The sequence below is a fragment of the Pseudomonas sp. 05N36 genome (assembly GCF_056397385.1).
This window is the reverse complement of sequence record NZ_JBFTNH010000007.1, coordinates 22780-38422: the sequence shown is the minus strand read 5'-3', so window position 1 is coordinate 38422 and position 15643 is coordinate 22780. Positions and strand designations below refer to the sequence as shown.

13 protein-coding genes are annotated in these 15643 nt (G+C 59.3%); 9 read left to right on the top strand and 4 right to left on the bottom strand.

Annotated features, from left to right (window positions below; translation table 11 throughout):
• Nucleotides 1-16 precede the first annotated feature (16 nt).
• Nucleotides 17-946 (top strand): zinc ABC transporter substrate-binding protein, encoded by a 930-nt coding sequence (locus tag AC1DIH_RS11560; RefSeq protein WP_477771766.1) that lies wholly within the window; start codon nucleotides 17-19, stop codon nucleotides 944-946.
• Nucleotides 947-1036: 90 nt separating this feature from the next.
• Here AC1DIH_RS11560 and AC1DIH_RS11555 read toward each other — a convergent pair whose 3' ends face one another.
• Nucleotides 1037-1987: a homoserine kinase gene (locus AC1DIH_RS11555; protein ID WP_477771765.1), complete on the bottom strand. Its 951-nt coding sequence runs from the start codon at nucleotides 1985-1987 to the stop codon at nucleotides 1037-1039.
• Nucleotides 1988-2047: 60 nt separating this feature from the next.
• Nucleotides 2048-2338: a DUF2782 domain-containing protein gene (locus tag AC1DIH_RS11550; protein WP_019694480.1), complete on the bottom strand. Its 291-nt coding sequence runs from the start codon at nucleotides 2336-2338 to the stop codon at nucleotides 2048-2050.
• 74 nt (nucleotides 2339-2412) lie between these two features.
• Between AC1DIH_RS11550 and polA the strand changes: the two genes are divergently transcribed.
• The gene (gene polA / locus AC1DIH_RS11545; protein ID WP_477771764.1) at nucleotides 2413-5184 is read left to right on the top strand and encodes a DNA polymerase I; all 2772 of its coding nucleotides are present in this window, start codon (nucleotides 2413-2415) and stop codon (nucleotides 5182-5184) included.
• Nucleotides 5185-5638: 454 nt separating this feature from the next.
• Here the strand turns inward: polA and yihA are convergent, their stop codons facing one another.
• A complete protein-coding gene (gene yihA, locus AC1DIH_RS11540) occupies nucleotides 5639-6283 on the bottom strand; it encodes a ribosome biogenesis GTP-binding protein YihA/YsxC (RefSeq protein ID WP_054594948.1) in 645 nt (214 codons plus the stop codon).
• Nucleotides 6284-6474: 191 nt separating this feature from the next.
• Between yihA and AC1DIH_RS11535 the strand changes: the two genes are divergently transcribed.
• The 7 genes from AC1DIH_RS11535 (at nucleotide 6475) to AC1DIH_RS11505 (ending at nucleotide 13845) form a co-directional block, all read left to right on the top strand.
• The gene (locus tag AC1DIH_RS11535) at nucleotides 6475-6765 is read left to right on the top strand and encodes a c-type cytochrome (RefSeq protein WP_103314907.1); all 291 of its coding nucleotides are present in this window, start codon (nucleotides 6475-6477) and stop codon (nucleotides 6763-6765) included.
• Nucleotides 6766-6811: 46 nt separating this feature from the next.
• Nucleotides 6812-7417, top strand: a complete 606-nt coding sequence (locus AC1DIH_RS11530; protein WP_054594950.1) for a c-type cytochrome — start codon at nucleotides 6812-6814, stop codon at nucleotides 7415-7417.
• A 200-nt stretch (nucleotides 7418-7617) separates the two neighbouring features.
• Nucleotides 7618-8247, top strand: a complete 630-nt coding sequence (locus tag AC1DIH_RS11525; protein ID WP_427531149.1) for a thiol:disulfide interchange protein DsbA/DsbL — start codon at nucleotides 7618-7620, stop codon at nucleotides 8245-8247.
• A gap of 12 nt (nucleotides 8248-8259) precedes the next feature.
• Nucleotides 8260-9138 carry an endonuclease/exonuclease/phosphatase family protein gene (locus AC1DIH_RS11520; RefSeq protein WP_477771763.1) on the top strand — a complete coding sequence of 293 codons (879 nt, stop codon included), beginning with the start codon at nucleotides 8260-8262 and terminating at the stop codon, nucleotides 9136-9138.
• Nucleotides 9135-11276 carry a GGDEF domain-containing protein gene (locus tag AC1DIH_RS11515; RefSeq protein WP_477771762.1) on the top strand — a complete coding sequence of 714 codons (2142 nt, stop codon included), beginning with the start codon at nucleotides 9135-9137 and terminating at the stop codon, nucleotides 11274-11276. Before AC1DIH_RS11520 ends, AC1DIH_RS11515 begins: the two co-directional genes overlap by 4 nt.
• 99 nt (nucleotides 11277-11375) lie before the next feature.
• Nucleotides 11376-12155 carry an N-acetylmuramoyl-L-alanine amidase gene (locus tag AC1DIH_RS11510; RefSeq protein WP_477771761.1) on the top strand — a complete coding sequence of 260 codons (780 nt, stop codon included), beginning with the start codon at nucleotides 11376-11378 and terminating at the stop codon, nucleotides 12153-12155.
• Between the two features lie 76 nt (nucleotides 12156-12231).
• Nucleotides 12232-13845, top strand: a complete 1614-nt coding sequence (locus tag AC1DIH_RS11505; RefSeq protein WP_477771898.1) for an EAL domain-containing protein — start codon at nucleotides 12232-12234, stop codon at nucleotides 13843-13845.
• Between the two features lie 7 nt (nucleotides 13846-13852).
• Here the strand turns inward: AC1DIH_RS11505 and AC1DIH_RS11500 are convergent, their stop codons facing one another.
• The gene (locus AC1DIH_RS11500) at nucleotides 13853-15643 is read right to left on the bottom strand and encodes an ATP-binding protein (protein WP_477771760.1); all 1791 of its coding nucleotides are present in this window, start codon (nucleotides 15641-15643) and stop codon (nucleotides 13853-13855) included.

The following is a 15643-nucleotide window of genomic DNA, read 5'->3' as shown; positions in this document are numbered from 1 at the left end:
GTTCTCGCCTACTTGAGTGGTCATCGTGCCCAGACTTTTTGCCATTTTTGTCACATTTACTGCCGGTTTTTTTGCGATCAGCACCGCTCATGCCGAAGTGAACGTACTGACCAGCATCAAGCCGCTGCAACTGATTGCTGCTGCGGTGCAGGATGGCGTCGGGGTTCCCGAGGTATTGCTGCCGCCGGGGGCATCGCCGCATAACTATGCCTTGCGTCCATCCGACGTACGGAAGGTGCAGTCGGTGGAACTGCTCTACTGGATCGGCCCGGACATGGAGGGTTTCCTTCCGCGTGTGCTCAAAGGTCGTAGCCTGCCGTCGGTTGCCGTGCAGGAGCTGCCGGGTTTGAAGCTGCGGCGCTTCGCCGAAGACAGCCACTCCCATGCGGAAGAGGCCGATGAGCACGATCATGACCATCGCCCTGGCAGTCTTGATGCTCACCTCTGGTTGTCGCCGGTCAATGCGCGAGTGATCGCGGCAAAAATCGCCACCGACCTCAGCGCTGCGGACCCTGCCAATGCATCGCGCTATCAGAGCAACCTCAAGGCGTTCGATGAGCGCCTGGACGCGCTGGATCTGCGTTTGAAAGCACGCTTGGCCGGTATCGCGGGCAAGCCTTACTTCGTGTTCCATGAAGCGTTCGATTACTTCGAAGACGCCTACGGCCTCAAGCACACCGGCGTATTCAGTGTGGCCGCTGAAGTGCAGCCAGGTGCCCAGCACGTTGCAGCGATGCGCTCGCGCTTGCAGGAAGTCGGCAAGACCTGCGTGTTCAGCGAACCGCCGTTGCGCCCACGCTTGGCCGAGACGCTGGTGGCCGGTTTGCCGGTGAAACTGGCGGAGCTGGATGCGTTGGGCGGCTACACACCGGCGACGGCTCGCGGCTATGAGCAGGTGCTGGAAAAGTTGGGGAATGATTTGGCGGGGTGTCTGGAGTCGCTTTAAAGCTTTATTCGGCTGCGCCTCAATCGCGAGCAGGCTCGCTCCCACAGGTTCTCGGTGATCCATGTGGGAGCGAGCTTGCTCACGATGCTTTTAAAGGGCGAACGGCAACGGCGTGCTGACGTGCTGACGCTGGGCCAGGCGCTGCTGGAACTCCATCGGATCGTGAATCAGCACGTCCTGCCCGGCAAAGGATTCGGCGGCGATCAAGCGCGACAGCCAGAACCGCACGCAAGCTACCCTCAGCATGGTCGGCCACAACTCGGCCTCGGCGGCAGTGAACGGACGCAATGCGGCATAAGCCCCGAGCAATGCCCTCGCCCGCGGTCCGTCAATCAAGCCGTCTTCGTCCGAGCACCAGTCATTCAGGGCAATCGCCACGTCGTAGAGCATCGGGCCTGAGCAGGCGTTGTAGAAGTCGATCAGCCCGGTCAGGTGCGTGCCTTCGAACATCGCGTTATCGCGGAACAGGTCGGCGTGGATATTGGCCCGAGGCAACGCCAGAATTTTGGTTTTTTGCTCAGTGATTTCGTTCAAGGCGCGTTGCAGCATATTGCTTTGCGCTGCATTCAGGTGCGACAGCAGTTGCGTGCCTTCTTCAAGCATCCAGTCAAGACCGCGATCGGTCTTGCGCTTGATCATGTGGTCTTTGGTGGCCAGGTGCAGGTGCCCCAGCAATTCGCCGACTTGCGCGCAATGCTGTGCGTTGGCTTCCTTGATGTGCTTGCCGGCCAGCCGTGGCTGCAACAGCGCGGGCTTGCCGGCCAATTCGCGCAGGGCGATGCCGTCGGTGGTCCGCAACGCATAGGGCACCGGCAAGTTGGCGTCGTGCAGCACGTCGAGCAGCTCGATGAAGAACGGCATCTCCTGCACAGGGCCGCGCTCAACCAGGGTCAGGACAAACTCGCCCTGCTCCAGGCTGATGAAGAAATTGGTGTTTTCGCTACCCGCGGCAATCCCCTGGAAATCAAGCAGGCGGCCGAGCCCATAAGGGGCGAGAAAGGTTTCCAGCTCGGGCCGAGCCAGGGGGGTGAACACAGACATGGTTAAAAACTGCTCAGTTCGGGCGCCGCGGTTGAGCCGGCGCCGATTAAAGTTAAGAAACTACTTCCACGTAAAAATTTCCCACGCCGGAATCAGCATATTCGGCTGATCCGAGCGGATATAGTTTGCCTCCGTTCCGTCCGCACGTATCAGAAAGTACGGTTTTCCGCCCTTCGGTGTGACCTTGATCGCGTACACGAAGCCGTTCTGACGGTACTCCTGAATGACTTTGTCGCCCTCAGTGTGGATGGTGACTTCCGGTTCCGGCGTCGGTGCATCATTGGCTGCCATGACGGCCAGGGGAGTGAGTGCAAAGAAGCCCGCCAGTAACAAGCGATTGAGTGAGCGCATGATAACCTTGTCCCTTTGTCGTCAACGGTCCCGCTATTCTAGCGCCGGACCCGCCGAAAAGGTTGATCCTGCTCATGAGCCAAGCCCCCCTCGTCCTGGTGGACGGTTCTTCTTATCTGTACCGCGCCTTTCATGCGCTGCCACCGTTGACCACGTCCAAAGGCCTGCCGACCGGCGCGGTCAAGGGCGTGCTGAACATGCTCAAGAGTCTGCGCAAGCAGTACCCGGACAGCCCGTTCGCCGTGGTATTCGACGCCAAGGGTGGGACGTTTCGCGATGACCTGTACGCCGAGTACAAAGCCAATCGCCCCAGCATGCCCGACGACATGCGTGTGCAGATCGAGCCATTGCATGCAAGCGTGATCGCCCTGGGCTTTCCGTTGCTGTGCGTCGACGGCGTTGAGGCCGATGACGTGATCGGTACGCTGGCCCGCAGCAGTGCGGCCGCTGACCGCCCGGTGGTGATTTCTACCGGCGACAAAGACATGGCGCAGCTGGTCGACGGGCACATTACCTTGGTCAATACCATGACCGGTAGCGCGATGGACGTGGCTGGCGTGAAGGAGAAATTCGGCGTCGCTCCCGAGCAGATCATCGATTACCTGGCGCTGATGGGCGACTCTTCCGACAACATTCCAGGCGTGCCGGGCATTGGCCCGAAGACGGCGTCTGGTCTGCTGGTGGGTGTGAACGGCGGCCTGACCGAGCTCTATGCGCAGCTCGATATCGTCCCGACGTTGCCGATTCGTGGCGCCAAAACGCTGCCGGCCAAGCTTGAAGAGCACAAGGAGATGGCGTTTCTCTCCTATCAACTGGCGACCATCAAGGTCGACGTGCCGCTGGAGATTGGTCTTGATGACTTGCACCTGCGCGAGCCGGACCGTGAAAAGCTCGCCGAGCTCTATACCCTGCTCGAGTTCAAGAGCTGGTTCGAGGAAGTTCAGCGTGATGCCAAGCGAGCGGGCCAGGAAGTGGTCGCGGCGGTTGAAGAAGCCGTAGCCGATAGCGATGGTCCCCACTACACCACGGTCCTCACCCAGGCAGATTTCGACGTCTGGCTGAAGAAGCTGCAAAACGCCACGCTGTTCGCCTTCGACACCGAAACCACGGGCGTCGATGCGCAGCAAGCGCAACTTGTCGGGTTGTCGTTCGCTGTGCAGGCCAACGAAGCGGCCTACATCCCATTGACCCATTCCTACATGGGCGTGCCGGATCAACTGGATCGCGACACGGTGTTGCGCGCGCTGAAACCGATTCTGGAAGACCCGAGCAAACTCAAGGTCGGCCAGCACGCCAAGTTCGACATGAACATTCTGGCCAACTGCGCCATCGGTGGTGATCAGAGCTGCGGCATCATGGTGCAAGGCATCGCCTTCGACACCATGCTCGAGTCCTACGTGCTGGATTCGACCGCGACCCGTCACGACATGGACAGCCTGGCGCTCAAGTATTTGGGCTACACCACCACCAGCTTCCAGGACATCGCGGGCAAGGGCGTCAAGCAACTGACCTTCGACCAGATTTCGCTGGAGCTGGCCGGGCCATACGCCGCCGAAGACGCCGATGTGACGCTGCGCCTGCACCAGACCCTGCATGAAAAACTCGACGCCATTCCAAGTCTGAGCAAAGTCCTCAGCGAAATCGAGATGCCGCTGGTGCCGGTGTTGGCGCGTATCGAGCGCCAGGGCGCGTTGGTCGATGCCAACCTGCTGGGCATCCAGAGCGTTGAACTGGGCGATAAGCTGGTCGCGCTGGAGCGTGAGGCGTTCGCCATTGCCGGTGAGGAGTTCAACCTCGGTTCGCCGAAGCAATTGGGCGTGATCCTCTATGAAAAACTCGGGCTGCCGATTCTCAGCAAAACCGCCAAGGGCCAGGCTTCGACCGCCGAAGCGGTGCTGGCGGAACTGGCCGAGCAGGATTACCCACTGCCCAAGGTGCTGATGCAGTACCGTTCCTTGAGCAAGCTGAAAAGCACCTACACCGACCGTCTGCCCGAGCAGATCAACCCGCGTACCGGGCGGATTCATACGTCCTACCATCAAGCGGTGGCAGCGACCGGTCGCTTGTCTTCCAGCGATCCAAACCTGCAGAACATTCCGATTCGTACCGCCGAAGGTCGACGGATACGTCAGGCGTTTATCGCGCCCAAAGGCTACAAGCTGTTGGCGGCGGACTATTCGCAGATCGAACTGCGGATCATGGCCCACCTGGCCAAGGACGAAGGGCTGTTGCATGCCTTCCGCAATGATCTGGACGTGCACAAGGCCACCGCTGCCGAAGTGTTCGGGGTTGAACTGGCGGACGTCACCACCGATCAGCGGCGCAGTGCCAAGGCGATCAACTTCGGCCTGATCTACGGCATGAGCGCGTTTGGCCTGGCCAAGCAGATCGGTGTCGACCGTAAACAGTCCCAAGCCTATATCGACCGTTATTTCGCCCGCTATCCAGGTGTGCTCGAGTACATGGAGCGCACCCGCGCCCAGGCGGCCGAGCAGGGTTTCGTCGAAACCATATTCGGTCGTCGCCTCTACCTGCCGGACATCAACGCGAAAAATCCGGCCCTGCGCAAAGGCGCCGAGCGCACGGCGATCAACGCGCCGATGCAAGGCACTGCGGCGGATATCATCAAGAAGGCCATGGTGGCGGTGGATAACTGGCTGACGACCTCGGGTCTGGACGCCAAAGTGATTCTGCAGGTGCACGATGAATTGGTGCTTGAGGTTCGCGAAGACCTGGTCGACCAGGTTCGTGAGGAAGTTCGCGTTCACATGAGCGGCGCAGCGACCCTGGATGTGCCGCTTTTGGTGGAAGTCGGCGTTGGAAACAACTGGGATGAGGCGCACTAAGCCGGTGTGAGGCGCTTTCTTGGTGGATGGCGCCGCGACGTAGTGTCGCGGCACGTCACTGGCGAAGGGCTCTTAGTTCGGAAAATTCTTGGGGTTATTCCCAATAGGTTTTGAAATTAACCGGAACTAAATCCGTGAACCGCCACTCACAGTAACTGAATGGGTGGTGAAGCCCTTCGATGCTCCTATGTTGTGTTAAGTGTTGGCAGATATCTGGACCCCGCCCTAGCGGTCCGGAAACTTAGACCCCGAATTTCTCTCTCCCCATACGAAATTCGGGTTTTTTTTTGCCCAAAAACTGGCTGTGGAACGGCCATGCTGCGTTAAAAACACGGCTCGAAATGCTCATTTAGGTCCCTAAAGTCGAGCGCGACCCCGGCCGTTTCGAGCCGTGTTTTTGCCTTGCCTGACCGTCCCACAGACAGTTTTCCGTATCTCGGATATCCCCAAAAGCTTATTGAGCTTCTGTCTCGGTGCCTTTGTCGGCCAGTTCCATCCAGTTCGCCAATACGGTGTAGGCGTCTTCGAGGCCGAGGCGTTTTGGTGCGGAGAACAGCTGGATGGTCACGGTTTCGCCCCAGCCTTTACGGATTTCTGCCTGAACTTTGAGCAAGGTGTTCTTCGCCGCGCCGTAGGTCAGTTTGTCGGCCTTGGTCAGCAGAATGTGCATCGGCATGCCGCTGGCCACGGCCCAGTCGAGCATCAGCAGGTCGAAGTCGGTCATTGGATGACGGATGTCCATCATCAGAATCAGGCCCTTCAGGCTTTCGCGGCTGCCCAGATAGGCTTCCAGGTGGCGCTGCCAGTGCTGCTTCAGCGGGATGGGTACTTTTGCGTAACCGTAACCCGGCAGGTCGACCAGACGGCGTTCATCGTCTAGCTTGAAGAAGTTCAAGAGTTGCGTGCGACCTGGTGTTTTCGAGGTGCGCGCCAGGCTGGCGTGAGTCAAGGTGTTCAGGGCGCTGGATTTACCAGCGTTGGAACGCCCGGCAAAGGCCACTTCAAAGCCTTCGTCGTCAGGACATTGGTCGACTTTGGCGGCGCTGAGCATGAAGGTGGACTGTTGGCACAGGCCGAGGATGGGGTTCTTGAGTTGCATGGGATTTCCGATGTGGGCGGTGCCGAGATTGGTCGCAAAGAGCAGCGTCGTTTCCGTTTCAGTGACGCCAGTATATAATGCCGCAGATTTTGTGTGCGCTTTGTCCCGGCGTAGGATGAAGTTCACGAGAGCGATTAACCTTGATTGCGCACTAGAACGCAGCACGCTCTCAACCCTGAAAAGGTCGTTTTATGACGAAATGGCTGCTAGCTGCCGGTGTCTTGATGCCGCTTTACAGCGCTCAGGCTACACAGGATCCGGAAGCCGTGTACAACCGTGTTTGTGGAGCCTGTCATTCCGGCCAACTCCCAACGGCGCCTCAAAAGGGCGATAAGGAAGCTTGGGCGCCAAGACTGGCGCAAGGTATGGAGACGCTGGTGCAACACGTGACCCAGGGTTTCAAGGCGATGCCGCCGCGTGGTTTGTGCATGGACTGCAGTGCCGAGGATTACCGAGCAATCATCCAGTGGATGAACGAGTGATCCCGGTCCATAACTCTTTAACCCTTAGCCGTAGTTGGATTAGCTGATGAACAAATTGATCGTGAGTCTGCTGTTGACCCTGGGGATCTCCGGCATAGCCCATGCTGCAGGCGATGCGACTGCTGGTCAGGCGAAAGCCGCAGTATGTGGCGCCTGTCATGGCCCGGATGGCAATAGCATGGCGCCAAACTTTCCAAAACTGGCGGGTCAGGGTGAGCGTTACCTGAACAAGCAACTGCACGACATCAAGTCGGGCAAGCGCACCGTTCTGGAGATGACCGGCCTGCTGACCAACCTGAGCGATCAGGACCTGGCTGACCTTGCTGCCTACTTCTCCAGCCAGAAGGGCAGCGTCGGCGCAGCAGATCCTAAAGTCGTGGCTCACGGTGAAGAGTTGTTCCGTGGCGGCAAACTGGACCAGGGCATGCCGTCTTGCACCGGTTGCCACTCGCCTAATGGTGCGGGTAACGCCGCTGCTGCCTTCCCGCATCTGGGCGGCCAGCACGCTCAATACATCGCCAAGCAGCTGACCGATTTCCGTGAAGGTAACCGTACCAACGACGGCGACACGAAAATCATGCAGAGCATTGCTGCAAAATTGAGCAACAAGGATATCGAAGCGGTGTCCAGCTACATTCAGGGCCTGCACTAAGGCTGGTTGAGCGGGCGCTGCGCAAGGTGTTGATCTCGCGCAATGTTAACGCTCGATTAATCCTTCGATGCAAACATAAAAAGGGTGGCTTCGGCCGCCCTTTTTTGTGGCCGCTGCCGTTACACTAGAGCACTAATGCCCGCCATGATCTGCCAGAAAGCAGGTTGCGCGAGGCGACCCAATTTGTTCAGGAGTAAAGCATGCGTAATCTGATTCTCAGCGCCGCACTCGTCACTGCCAGCCTGTTCGGCATGACCGCCCAAGCTGCCGAACCGCTTGAAGCCGGTAAACAATATGTTGAATTGGGCAGCGCCGTTCCGGTGGCTGTGCCTGGCAAGATCGAAGTCGTGGAACTGTTCTGGTATGGCTGCCCGCACTGCTATGCATTCGAGCCGACCATCAATCCCTGGGTTGAAAAACTGCCTGCCGACGTGAACTTCGTGCGTATTCCGGCCATGTTCGGCGGTATCTGGAACGTTCACGGCCAGTTGTACATCACCCTGGAAGCGATGGGCGTGGAACACAAGGTCCACAAAGCCGTCTTCGAAGCGATCCACGGTGGCAAGAAGCTCGCTACCCCGGAAGAAATGGCTGAGTTCCTGGCCGGCGAAGGCGTCGACAAGGAGAAGTTCCTGAGCACCTACAACTCGTTCGCCGTCAAAGGCAAAGTTGAAGAGGCCAAGAAAAAGGCTCAGGCCTATCAGATCTCTGGCGTACCGACCATGGTCGTGAACGGCAAATACCGCTTCGATCTGGGCACTGCCGGTGGTCCTGAAGGCACCTTGAGCGTGGCCGATCAACTGATCGCCAAGGAGCGCGCCGCTAAGTAAGCGGCGCACGCCATGCGCCGCTGGGGTACTGAACGTCTCGTTGGTCTGCATGATCCGCAGGTCAACGAGCATCATCTGGAGTCCTCGGGCTTGCCCGCAGACAGCCGTCTGCGTTTGCTCAGTTTCAACATCCAGGTCGGTATCAGTACCGAGCGTTATCGGCATTACCTGACCCGTAGCTGGCAGCATTTGCTGCCGCATACCGGGCGAGCGGATAACCTGCAGAAAATCGGCAATCTGCTGGGCGACTACGATCTGGTCGCTTTGCAGGAGGCCGATGGCGGCAGCCTGCGGTCGGGCTACGTCAATCAAGTCGAACACCTGGCCCAGCTCGGCGCCTTCCCCTACTGGTATCAACAACTCAATCGCAACCTGGGCCGCCTCGCCCAGCACAGCAATGGCGTGCTCAGTCGATTGCGCCCATGGGCGATTGAAGATCACCCGCTGCCCGGGCCCAAGGGCCGTGGTGCGATACTTGTGCGGTTCGGTGAGGGGGCTGATGCGCTGGTGGTCGTGATGATGCACCTCGCGCTGGGCGCGCGCGTGAGGACGATGCAGTTGGCCTACATTCGTGAATTGATCGGCGACTACAAGCATCAGGTACTGATGGGCGACATGAACACCCACGCCAGTGACCTGCTGCAAACTTCTCCTCTGCGAGATCTGGGGCTGCTCGCGCCGCAAGTCGAAGCGACTTTTCCCAGCTGGCGCCCGCAACGCTGTCTTGACCATATTCTGCTCAGCCCTACGCTGACCCTCGAGCGGGTCGAAGTGCTGGCGCAACCGATTTCCGATCACCTGCCGGTCGCGGTAGAGATTCGTCTGCCGAGTTCGCTCACGGTCGATGCATTGCCCGCGTTGAGTCCTGCCCTTCGCGGAACCCCTGAATGAGCGACGAAGCACAGCGCTGGAAAGAGAAATACCTCAAAAGTATCGAACAGCAGGAAAAGCTCGAGCGTCGCTGGGATGCCCGCCTCGACTTGCTGCGTCGCGGCTTGGTGCGCAGTACGCTGGCGGCTGAGGGCACCGACCGTGCGGTTGACCAGTGCATGAAGGAAATGCGTGAAGTCATCCGCACCGATGACATGGATGCAGGGTTGGCAGCATTGCTGCCACGCCTGGAGAAAGCGGTGCTCGACTCCGAGCAGCGGCGCGAGACCCGGGTCAATCAAGTCAGCGCTGCGTTGACCGCGCTGGTCAGTCAGCTCCAGGCCTTGCCGTTGCCGCGCGAGGTCAGTCGTCCGCTCAAGACGTTTGCCAAGAAGCTCGACGGACGGGTCGGCCAGGCACGTGAAATTCCCCTGCTGCTCGGAGAGCTCAGTGGTCTGCAAGGTCAGGCGCTGAGCCTGCTGGACAACCCTGCCGAGCCAAGCCGCCCAGGTTTACTGCAACGTTTGTTTGGTGGCAGAGACGCGGATGCTCAGGCTTCAGAGGCCGGAGTGCTGCAACACGAAGCGCCTGCTCCGGGTCCTGTTGAGCACGTGTCGGCACCTGTCGCGGAGGCGACGCCTGAGCGGGCGCATGAATCTAGCGCGCCGTTGCCGATCCGGGTTATTACACCCGCAGTGCAGGAGGACCCGGCACCCGCCGTGCCAGTGCCGCACGCGGTGATTGCAGACTCGGTGCCGGTGGCAGCTCAACCGCCGGAAGAAGCAAAGCCATCATCAGACGTGCTGGCTTTTGTTCCTCCTGTGCTGGCCGTCGAAGCTGCGCGTACCAAAGCGCTGGTGGCAGAACAGGATCTACCGGATGTGGATACGCCGGAAGAACCGCAGATATTCCCGGCACCCGACCAGGCGCCAACTACTGATTCAATGGCGATCAATCCCGACGAGCTGACGTCCAACGTCCCTCGAGATGGGAATGACACTTCGCCGTTAATCGATGGCGTTCCTCACCCGATGGCAGAAGCCTTGGCTGCTCTGGACCCGGAGCAACCTGAGCAGGATGTTCTTTACGCGCTGCCCGACTCGCCGGAACCGTCCTACAGCTCGGTGGCCAGGCATATCGAAAGTACCTTGCTGGGGCTGCTGGACGATTTGTCGCTGCCCGAGCGTCACCGTCCGCAAGCCGAGGCGATGCGCGATCGGCTGCAAAATGGCTTGAATTGGTACGAATTGCTGCCGATCCTCGATGATCTGGCGGTTTTGATGCTGGCGATCACTGACAGTGGTCAGCATGAGTTCGAGGTTTATCTCAAGCAACTCAATGAGCGATTGGAGTCCTTCCAAAGCAACCTGCAAGCGGCCAGCGAAGGCCATGCCGACAACCGCTCTGCTGCGCGGGAGATGGACACACAGATCCGTGAGCAGGTCGATGGCTTGCAAAGCAGTATGCAGGACGCCGCCGATCTGGAGGGCCTCAAGCATGTGCTGGAGAACCATCTGGAAGGGTTGCTCGGCACCATGGATCAGCACCAGAAACAGCGCGACGAGCGTGAGCAGGAAGTTGCGGCACGTCTGCAAGGCTTGGCCGAGCGAGTCGCGAGCATGGAGCAGGAGGCTCAGGGTTACCGCGAGCACCTTGAAGAACAACGTCAGAAAGCCCTGGTCGATCCGCTGACCGGCTTACCGAACCGGGCGGCCTGGAGCGAGCGTCTGGAGCATGAGATTGCGCAGTGGCAGCAACACGGAAACTCGCTGTTGCTGGCGATGCTCGATCTCGACCACTTCAAACGCATCAACGATAACTACGGTCACCTGGCCGGCGACAAAGTGCTGAAGATCATTGCCAGCGTGCTGCGCAAGCGCCTGCGTGGTACGGACTTCATTGCCCGTTTCGGTGGCGAGGAGTTCGTCTTGCTGGTGCCCAATACCCCTTTGGCGGTCGGCGCCAGGTTGGCAGAAACCCTGCGCGCGGCTATCGAAGCCTGCCCGTTTCATTTCAAGGGTGAGCGCGTGACGATCACGGTTTCCATGGGAATGACGGCGTTCAAAGCGGGAGAACACAGCGATCTTGTGTTGAAAAGAGCTGATCAGGCGCTTTACCGGGCGAAAAATGCCGGCCGAAACCGAGTGGAGCTGGGCTGACGATCAATGATCCGATGGGTTAAATGCCAGGCTATGTCGGTCCAGAAGAAGGCAGTACGTTACACTGTTGCATTGCCATCTCAGCGTATTGCCCAGACCATGAAATCGATTCCTCTGCTTTTGGTACTTCTGGTCCTGGCGGGTTGCGCCAGCGGCCCTCGAATCGACACCCGCCATCCTTCGGCGAATTTCGACAATCGCGTGCAGTTTATTGTGGTGCATTACACCACCGCCTCGCAGGAACGTTCGTTGGCGCTGTTGACCCACGGCGACGTCAGCAGCCATTACCTGGTGGGGGATGACAAGAACGCCACTATTTTCAAACTGGTGGATGAAAGCCGTCGGGCCTGGCATGCCGGGGAAAGCGAGTGGCAGGGCCGGACCTGGCTGAACTCGAGCTCGATTGGCATCGAGATCGTCAATCCGGGGTTTCACGATACGCCTGCCGGGCGCGTCTGGTATCCCTACAGCGAGGCGCAGGTTCAGTCTTTGATCTTCCTGATCAGGGACATCAGCAAGCGCAACAACATCAACCCGCGAAACATCATTGGTCACAGCGACATCGCGCCGCTGCGCAAGCTTGACCCGGGTCCGTTGTTCCCATGGAAGCGTCTGGCCGACGAAGGGCTGGTGGTCTGGCCCGATGCCCAGGCCGTAGCGCGTCAGCAAGCGTTATTCGAAGCCCAACTGCCGAGCATCACCTGGTTTCAGGAAGAGCTCGCACGTTTGGGCTATGCAACGCCGCAGACCGGTGAGCTGGATGTGGCCACCCGGCATGTGCTGTCCGCCTTCCAGATGCACTATCGACCTTCACGGTTTGACGGTACGCCAGACGCGCAAAGTGCCGCGATTCTGCAAGTGCTCAACCAGACAGAATAATGACGCCCGCCCGACGGTCAGGGCTATTTTCTGATCAGTAGCTATAACTCATTGGTAATCCTTCGGATATTCAATGATGGCAGCCGCAAGCGAGACCCTGCGCAGTTGGTTCTATCGCCCTTGGTCTTTGGCGATACTAGCGGCTGCCCTGAGTGCGGCTTTGCTGTTGGCCGGTAGCCTGGGCGTGGCGCTGCGGCAGGTCCAGCAACGCGAAAGCGAACAGATGAATGCTCAGGGCGAACGCTTCCTGGAGCGCCTGGAGCAACTGTTCGGCCAATTGCGTGAAGGCCTCGATGACCTCGAAGCGCAGCCGTTGCGTAGCTGCGACGCAGACATGATCGCGACCTTGCAGCAGGTCAGTTTCAATTACCGCTTCGTATATGAAGCGGCCTATATCGATAGCACGCAATTTTGTTCGAGCCGACCGCGGCAGGATGGGCTTTCGGCAATCCGACCACCGGACATCAAAGGGCCGACCTACAGTTATTGGCTCAACACCTCGACCGAGCCCGACGAAGACCGTGCGGCGCTGATGTTGGGGCGCGGTAATTTTCGCGTCGCCACCTCCCGAGGGCATTTGACCGACATGGTTGATCTGACACCCGGCAGCAGCCTGTTGGTGGTGGTCGATCATGGCGCTCGGGCGATTCCGGTTCTCGGCGTGCCACAAGCCTGGCCACTCAGCGATCCTTGGTTGCCCTTCAGCACTGAACCGTTGCAGGTCACTAAAACCCGACTGATCTATCGCATGCCGACCAACAATCCCGAATATCAGCTGGTGTTGATCAGTCCACGAACCATATCGCACCTGCCCGCGTTGTGGTGGTGGCTGGTGCCGGCCAGTCTGGGGCTGGGCTTGAGCATTGGCGGTTTGGTGTTTCTGCTGGCCCGCCAGCGGCAATCGTTGGGCGGTGAGTTGCAGGGAGCCCTCAAGCGTGGTGAGTTACAGGTCCTGTATCAGCCGATCTTCGATCTCAAGAGCCGTCACTGTGTCGGTGCCGAAGCCTTATTGCGCTGGCGTCGGCCGGACGGCACGCTGACCAGTCCGGATCTGTTTATTCCGATGGCGGAAGACTCCGGGCAGATCCGTCAGATCACTGACTTCGTGTTGCAGCGATTGCTTGAACAGCTCGGTAAGTTACTTCGCGCCAACCCGCAGTTGTATATTTCGGTCAACCTGGCCGCCTGCGACGTCATGGTGCCGCGGATCGGCCAGGTCATGGCGCACTTACTGGCCATTCACCAGGTTGCTGCGCGGCAGATCGCGTTTGAGGTGACCGAGCGCGGGTTGATCGATGTGGTGGTCGCGCGGGAGAACCTGCAAGCCTTGCGCGATGCCGGGCATCAAGTGTTGATCGACGACTTTGGCACCGGTTATTGCAGCCTGGCTTACCTGCAAACCCTGCCGGTGGACTACCTGAAAATCGACAAGGCCTTCATTGATGCGCTGGGTCATGACGCCGCCAGCAGCGGCGTGGCGCCGCACATCATTCGCATGGCGCATGCCTTGCAGCTCAAGGTGATTGCCGAAGGTATCGAACATGAAGCCCAGGCCACGTTGCTGAGCAGTGAAGGGGTGAATTACGGCCAAGGCTGGTTGTTCGCCCATGCCTTGACCGCGAGGCAGTTCATTGAACTGATCACCCGAGGTCGCCGGTTGGCATCACGGCGGCTGGATGACGAGGCGTGATCGCCCTTTAGAGTGGCAATGCCATGTAGAACTGAGTGCCCTGCCCCGGCCGGGAATATACGCCCATGCGACCGCCGTGCAGTTGCACGATCTCCTTGCACAGTGCCAGGCCGAGCCCGGCACCACCCTTCTTGCGCCCGACCTGAACGAAGGGTTCGAAAATCCGCCCCTGCTGGCCGTAAGCGATGCCTTCGCCATTGTCCTCGACGCTGACGATCACCCTTTCGCCGTGCCGGCGAGCCTGCAAGCGTATCTGCCCATGGTGGCTGGTATGGCGCAGCGCGTTGTCGATCAGGTTGTCCAGCACCCGGTCGAGTTGCGCCTGATCGGCCTGCAGTCGCGGGAGTGGTGTGTGCACTTCCACCAGCAACTCGATGCTTTGCTCATTGGCCCGCTCGGCGAAACGCTCCTGTGCTTGCTCCAGCAGGTCATCGATGTTGCACGGCGCCAAGGTGAGTTTTTGTAGACCATTCTGATAACGCGAGAAGTTCAGCAGGTCGTTGATCAACTGCATCAAACGCTGCATTTCCTCATTCACCGTGTTCAACAGGTCGGCTTCGCGAGAGTCCTCGGTAAAGTGCACGCGCTCGCGGAACAGGCCGAAGGCCATGTGCATGCCGGTGACCGGTGTACGCAGCTCATGGGAGGCACGCAGTACGAACTCGCTGCGCACCCGTTCAAAGGCCCGTTGCTCGGTGACATCGTGTAGCACCATGACGGCGCCGAGGATATGCCCCTGGGGATGAATGACCGGCGTCAGGCTGTAGGTCAACAGTCGCGACTCGCCATCGACTGCGATGCTCAGGTCTTCAGGCGCACGCTCCAGTGTTCCGCCGCGCAGTACCGTTTGTAGTTGTTCATCGAGCTCCGGCCGTTGGAGCGCGGTGCCCAGGCCTTGGCCGAGGCGGTCTTCGTCCCAGCCCAACTGACGCTGTGCGACCGGATTCAGGTGTTCCAGTTGGCCCTGACGATCAATCATCAGCAAACCGTCATCGATGCTGTCGAGCACGGCTTGCAAACGTTGCTGACCGGCGAGCAGTTCATCGACATTGGTTGCCTGATGCTCGCGCAAGGCTTCGGCCATGATCCCGAAGCGCCGGGTGAGCTGGGTCAGCTCCACCGCCGGGGAAATCGGCAGGGTGACATCGAAGTTACCCTGGCCGATGTTATCCGCGGCCTTGGCCAGTGCTTCGATCGGCTCACCGAAGCGCCGGGCGATGCCGTGGGCGGTGATGAAACCGATGAGCAGTACCGCCAACCCGACCAATCCGAGCAAACCGGCAATCAGCAGTGCATGTTCGCGGGCATTGCGCTGGGTCTCGTCGATGTTGTCCAGAGCCTGTTTGTGTTCGGCAATAAGGCCGTTGCGCAGCACGTTGAACTTTTCGGTGAGGTCCCGATTGCCGGCGAGCTTGCCGGACGGTTCCTGCGTGAGGCTGAAGGCCTTGAGAAAGGACAGGTAGTCCGTGCGGGCCTGCTCGAAGCCGCGATGCTCGCCATTGAAACTGTTTTCGTGCTCGATGCCTTGATCCAGCAGCTCGAAGTAGCGCCGTTCCGAGGTTTCCAGTGCCTCAAGGTCGGGCTTTATGCTGAGCATGTTGATCAACTGATCGTCCAGGGTCTGGCGCAGCTTGAGTTCAAGATCCAGGGTGATGAAGTTGTCGCGGATCAGCGCTTCCTGGTGACTGGCTATCTGCATCACGCTGACCAGCCCGAGTATCAGGCCGAGCAACGCCACGGTGATCAGTGCCGAGATACTCAGAAACAGCCGTGTGCGCAACTTCATCGCCAGCTTCAT

Excerpts from the sequence above, each read along its gene's own strand:
- AC1DIH_RS11510 (WP_477771761.1), top strand. The coding sequence starts at position 11,376 with ATGAAATCGATTCCTCTGCTTTTGGTACTTCTGGTCCTGGCGGGTTGC.
- AC1DIH_RS11550 (WP_019694480.1), bottom strand. The coding sequence starts at position 2,338 with ATGCGCTCACTCAATCGCTTGTTACTGGCGGGCTTCTTTGCACTCACT.
- AC1DIH_RS11525 (WP_427531149.1), top strand. The coding sequence starts at position 7,618 with ATGCGTAATCTGATTCTCAGCGCCGCACTCGTCACTGCCAGCCTGTTC.
- polA (WP_477771764.1), top strand. The coding sequence starts at position 2,413 with ATGAGCCAAGCCCCCCTCGTCCTGGTGGACGGTTCTTCTTATCTGTAC.
- AC1DIH_RS11555 (WP_477771765.1), bottom strand. The coding sequence starts at position 1,987 with ATGTCTGTGTTCACCCCCCTGGCTCGGCCCGAGCTGGAAACCTTTCTC.
- AC1DIH_RS11530 (WP_054594950.1), top strand. The coding sequence starts at position 6,812 with ATGAACAAATTGATCGTGAGTCTGCTGTTGACCCTGGGGATCTCCGGC.
- AC1DIH_RS11535 (WP_103314907.1), top strand. The coding sequence starts at position 6,475 with ATGACGAAATGGCTGCTAGCTGCCGGTGTCTTGATGCCGCTTTACAGC.
- AC1DIH_RS11500 (WP_477771760.1), bottom strand. The coding sequence starts at position 15,643 with ATGAAGCTGGCGATGAAGTTGCGCACACGGCTGTTTCTGAGTATCTCG.
- AC1DIH_RS11505 (WP_477771898.1), top strand. The coding sequence starts at position 12,232 with ATGGCAGCCGCAAGCGAGACCCTGCGCAGTTGGTTCTATCGCCCTTGG.
- yihA (WP_054594948.1), bottom strand. The coding sequence starts at position 6,283 with ATGCAACTCAAGAACCCCATCCTCGGCCTGTGCCAACAGTCCACCTTC.
- AC1DIH_RS11515 (WP_477771762.1), top strand. The coding sequence starts at position 9,135 with ATGAGCGACGAAGCACAGCGCTGGAAAGAGAAATACCTCAAAAGTATC.
- AC1DIH_RS11520 (WP_477771763.1), top strand. The coding sequence starts at position 8,260 with ATGCGCCGCTGGGGTACTGAACGTCTCGTTGGTCTGCATGATCCGCAG.